Source organism: Rugosimonospora acidiphila (assembly GCF_039543385.1).
Classification (GTDB): Bacteria; Actinomycetota; Actinomycetes; order Mycobacteriales; family Micromonosporaceae; genus Rugosimonospora; species Rugosimonospora acidiphila.
In genome coordinates, this window is record NZ_BAABJQ010000068.1 from 1 (window position 1) to 5449 (window position 5449).

Annotated in this window: 1 protein-coding gene; it reads right to left on the reverse strand. The window is 74.5% G+C overall.

Annotation, left to right across the window (positions count from 1 at the left end):
• Nucleotides 1–5373 (reverse strand): SDR family NAD(P)-dependent oxidoreductase (locus ABEA87_RS41990; RefSeq protein WP_345639387.1); only part of this gene is annotated, 5373 nt, incomplete at its 3' end.
• Nucleotides 5374–5449: the final 76 nt, after the last annotated feature.

Sequence of the window (5449 nt, forward strand, 5' to 3'; positions counted from 1 at the left end):
CCGCTCCAACCCCACCCCCGACTCAATCACCTCACGCAAACCACCACCAAACAGCCCACACACCTCATCCAACGCCCCCGCGAACACCGGAAACACCTGTGCCAGGCCAGCACCCATCCCCACCCGCTGCGCACCCTGACCCGTAAACACCACACCCAACCGACCATCCGACACGGCCTCACCAGACACCACGAACGGCGACTCACGGCCCTCCGCCAACGCCGCCAAACCCGCACCCAACCCCGACGGCAACACCACCGAACGGCACTCCCACAACCCACGGTTCAACAACCCCGCCGCCACCGCGTCACCACCATCGACCAACGGCAACAACCGACCCGCCAGATCCGCCACCGCACCGCGGCTACGACCCGACAGCACCCACGGCACGGAAACCGGGGCGTCCTGCGGAACCGGACCCGGGGCAGACGTCACCCGTGCCACCGCGGTCGGACCCTGCTCGATCACCACGTGCGCGTTGGTGCCGGAGATGCCGAAGGACGACACACCCGCCCGGCGCGGCCGGTCGCTGGCCCACTCCCGCTCCTCGGTCAGCAGTTGGACCTGACCCGCCGACCAGTCCACCTGCGACGACGGCGCGTCCACGTGCAGCGTGCGGGGCAGCACTCCGGCCCGCATCGCCATCACCATCTTGATGACACCCGCGACCCCCGCCGCGGCCTGCGTGTGACCGATGTTGGACTTGATGGAACCCAGCCACAACGGCCGGTCCTCCGGCCGATCCTGCCCGTAGGTCGCCAGCAACGCCTGCGCCTCGATCGGGTCACCGAGCTTCGTACCGGTCCCGTGCGCCTCCACCACATCCACCTCGGCCGGCGTCAGGCCCGCGTTGGCCAACGCCGCCCGGATCACCCGCTGCTGCGACGGACCATTCGGCGCCGTCAGCCCATTCGACGCACCGTCCTGGTTCACCGCCGAACCACGCACCACCGCCAACACCCGATGCCCCAGCCGCCGCGCGTCGGACAGCCGCTCCAGCAGCAGGACGCCGACACCCTCGCCCCAGCCCGTACCATCGGCCGCCTCGGCGAACGACTTGCACCGGCCGTCACCGGCCAGGCCACGCTGCCGGGAGAACTCCACGAACATTCCGGGCTGGGCCATCACCGCGACGCCGCCGGCCAGCGCGAGATCGCACTCCCCGGCCCGCAGCGCCTGAGCGGCCAGGTGCATGGCCACCAGCGACGACGAGCACGCCGTGTCCACCGAAACGGCCGGCCCCTCGAAGCCGAACGCGTACGACACCCGGCCGGAGACCACGCTGGTGGCGTTGCCGGTCAGCAGGTGCCCGACCACCGCGTCGTGTACCTCGGTGACGCCGCTGCCGTAGGCCTGGTGAGCGGCACCGATGAAGACACCGGTGGCGCTGCCGCGCAGCGACCGGGGGTCGATCCCGGCCCGCTCGAACGTCTCCCACGACGTCTCCAGCAGCAGCCGCTGCTGCGGATCCATCGCCAGCGCCTCACGCGGCGAGATGCCGAAGAAGTCCGCGTCGAACGAGCCCGCGTCGTGGACGAAGCCGCCCTCACCGACCGCCGTGCCGTCGGGGGCGTACAGCTCGTCGAGGCGCCAACCGCGGTCCACGGGGAACGGGGACAGCCCGTCGATGCCCTCGTCGACCAGGCGCCAGAGCTCCTCGGGCGAGTTCGCGCCGCCGGGGTACCGGCAGCCCATGGCGACGATGACCACCTCGTCGTTCCCGGTGGCGCGGGCGGCGGCCGTGACGGCCGGCGCCGGGGCCGTGTCGCCGGTCAGCTCGCCGAGCAGGTGCTGGGTGAGCGTCTCCGGGGTGGGGTAGTCGAAGACCAGGGTGGCGGGCAGCCGGATGCCGGTAATGGTGCCGAGCCGGTTGCGCAGCTCCACCGCGGTGAGCGAGTCGAAGCCGAGATCCTTGAAGGCGCGCCCGGAGCCGATCGCGGCCGGGTCGCCGTGGCCGAGGACGGCGGCGACGCTGGTGCGGACCAGGTCCAGGATGAGCTGGCGCGCGTCGTCGGCGGGCAGTCCCGCGAGCCGCACGGCGAGGTCCGTGCCGTCGGCGGCACCGGCGGCGCGGCGCAGGCGGGTGCGGACCAGCCCCCGCCAGATCGACGGTAGCCCGGCCTGCCTGCGCAGGATGGCGAGGTCGAACCGGGCCGGCAGGACGGCGGGCAGTCCGCCGGCGAGCGCGGAGTCGAGCAGGCCGAGCGCCTCGTCGGTCGGCAGGGCGCCGACCCCCGAGCGGGCGATGCGCTCCAGGTCGGCGGCGTCCAGGTCGCCGGTCATCCCGCTGGCCTGCGCCCACTGGCCCCAGGCCAGCGAGAGCGCGGCGCGGCCGTCGGCGTGGCGCCGGGCGGCGAGCGCGTCCAGCGCGTTGTTGGCGGCGGCGTAGTTGGCCTGGCCGGCGGCGCCGACGATGCCGGCCATGGAGGAGAACAGGACGAAGGCCGCGAGGTCCGCGTCGCGGGTCAGCTCGTCCAGGTGTACCGCCGCGGAGGTCTTGGCGTGCAGCACGGTCCGCAGCCGGTCGGGCGTCAGGGATTCGAGTACGCCGTCGTCGACCACGCCGGCGGTGTGCACGACGGCGGTGAGCGGCCGGTCGGCGGGGATCTCGGCGAGCAGGGCGGCGAGGGCGTCCCGGTCGCCGGCGTCGCAGGCGCGGACGGTGGCGTCGGCGCCGAACGCGGTCAGGTCGGCCAGCAGTTCGGCGACGCCCGGCGCGTCCGGCCCGCGCCGGCTGGTCAGCAGCAGGTGCCGGATGCCGTACGCGGTGACCAGGTGCCGCGCGACGATGCCACCCAGCGTCCCGGTGCCGCCGGTGATCAGGACGGTACCGGCCGGGTCGGGCGCGGACGGCACGGTGAGCACAATCTTGCCGATGTGCCGGGCCTGGCTCATGTGGCGCAGCGCGTCGGCGGCGCGGCGCAGGTCCCAGGCGTGCAGCGGCAGCGGGTGCAGCTCGCCCTGGCCGAACAGCTCGGCCAGGTGCCGCAGGATCTGCCCGATCCGGTCGGGTCCCGGGTCGCCGAGGTCGTACGGCAGGTATGCCACGCCGGGCCACCGCTGCGCCAGCGCATCCGCGTCGCGCAGGTCGGTCTTGCCCAGTTCGAGCAGGCGACCGTCCGCGGTGAGCAGGTCGAGCGAGGCGTCGACGTACGCGCCGGTGAGCGAGTTGAGCACGAGGTGCTGGGCCGGGAACCGTTCGGCGAAGCCCAGGTCGCGCGAGGAGGCGATCCGGTCGGCCGGCACGCCCAGGCGCACCAGCGCGTCCCACTTGGCGGGGCTGGCGGTCGCGTACACCGTGGCCCCGTGGCACTTGGCGAGCTGGACCGCGGCCATGCCGACGCCGCCGGCCGCCGCGTGCACGAGCACCGACTGTCCGGCCGCCAGGCCGCCCAGGTCGATCAGCCCGTAGTACGCGGTGACGAAGGCGACCGGTACGGTCGCCGCCTCGGCGAAGGACCAGCCGGCCGGAATCGGGGCGACCAGCCGCTCGTCGGTGACGGCGCGCGGCCCGAGCGCCCCGGTGAACAGCCCCATCACCCGCTGCCCGGGCGCGATGCCGGTGACCTCGGCGCCGACCTCGAGCACGATGCCGGCGGCCTCGGAGCCGGGCAGGGCATGCGGGTCCGGGTACATGCCCAGCGCGATCAGGACATCGCGGAAGTTGACCCCGGCGGCACGGACGGCGACCCGGACCTCGCGCGGCCCGAGCGGTCCGTCCGGCAGCTCGACGGCCACGAGGTCGTCGACGGTGCCGCGGCCGGTGGTCCGCACGTGCCAGTTCGTGTCCGGTGGCACGGCGAGCGGGGGCGGCGTGGCGGTGGCGAGCCGCGGCGCGAACAGGGTGGTCCCGCGCAGGGCGAGTTGGGGTTCGTCGGTGGGCAGGGCGGCCGCCGCGGGGGTGACCGGTGCGGCCGGGTCGAGGTCGAGCAGCACGATCCGGCCCGGGTGCTCGGACTGCGCCGAGCGCGCCAGGCCCCAGACCGCCGCACCGGCGAGCGAGCCCGGGCGCGCGTCACCGGCGTCGGTCGCTCCCCTGGTGACGATGACGAGCTGGCCCGGCCGGTCCGACGCGGTCCACTCCTGCAGCAGCCCGAGGGCGTGCGCCGTGGCCTCGTCGAGGTCGCCTTCGGGGCTGCACGCGTACACGAGCGTGGTCGCCTCGGTCGTCTCGTCCAGCCGGGCGAGTCCGGCCGCACCGGGCAGCGCGGCGCGCAGGCCGTACGCGTCGTCGCCCAGCACCGCCGCCGCCGGCGCCTCGGCGCCCGCGGCGACCTCCGTCCAGGCCAACCGGTACAGCGATTCGTGCCTGGCGGGTGCGACCGCGGCGGAGATGGGCCGCAGCACCAGCGCGGAGACCGAGACGACCGGCGCGCCGGACGGGTCGGTGGCGTGGACCGCGACCGTGTTCTCGCCGCCGACGGTGAGCCGGACGCGCAGTTCGGTGGCGCCGGCGGCGTGCAGGTTGACGCTGGTCCAGGAGAACGGCATTCCGCCGCCGGCCGCCTGACCGCCCGCTCCGGCCGGCTGCGGTGCGCCCAACCCGAGCGGGTGCAGCGCGGCGTCGAGCAGCGCGGGGTGCAGCCCGAACGCGGACGCGTCGTCGTGGAACTCGTCCGGCAGCCGGACCTCCGCGAAGACCTCGCCGTCGCGGCGCCAGACCCGTCGCAGCCCGGTGAAGGCCGAGCCGTACCGGAAGCCCATGGTGCTCAGCTGGTCGTAGAGGCCGGCGAAGTCGACCGCCTCGGCGCCGGCCGGGGGCCACTCGGCGGGCGCGGCTGAGGGTGCCGGCGCGGCGGGGGCGAGCAGACCCGTGGCGACCAGGGCCCAGGTGTCGTCGTCGCCATCGGGGCAGGCATGGATGGTGATTTCCCGGCGCCCGTCCGAGCCGGGTGCGGCCACCGCGAGCTGAACGGCCACGCCGCCGTGCTCGGGAAGGGCCAGCGGAGCCTGCAGGGTGAGTTCGTCGACCTGCTGGCAGCCGACCTCCTCGCCGGCCCGCAGGGCCAGCTCCAGCAGGGCGGTGCCGGGGACGAGCACGGTGCCGTTGAGGGCGTGCCCGGACAGCCAGGGATGGGTGGTCAGACCGAGGCGGCCGGTGAGGACGGCGCCTTCGGTGCTCGCGAGGCTGACCGCCGCGCCGAGCAGGGGGTGTTCGGCGCTGCTGAGCCCGAGCGAGCGGGGATCGCCGGTGGCGCCCTTGACGATCGGCCAGTAGTGCTGGTGTTGGAACGGGTACGTCGGCAGCTCCAACTCCGGTGCCGCCGAGTTCGGCCACCGCACCGGCGTACCCGTCACATACAACCGGGCCAACGCCGACAGCCACGACTCCACCTCATCCCGGTCCCGGCGCTGCGCCGCAACCGCCGTCACCCCAGAACCCAGAACCTCCTTCGCCGCCGCCGTCAACGGACCATCCGGACCCAACTCCAACAACGCCGAAATCCCG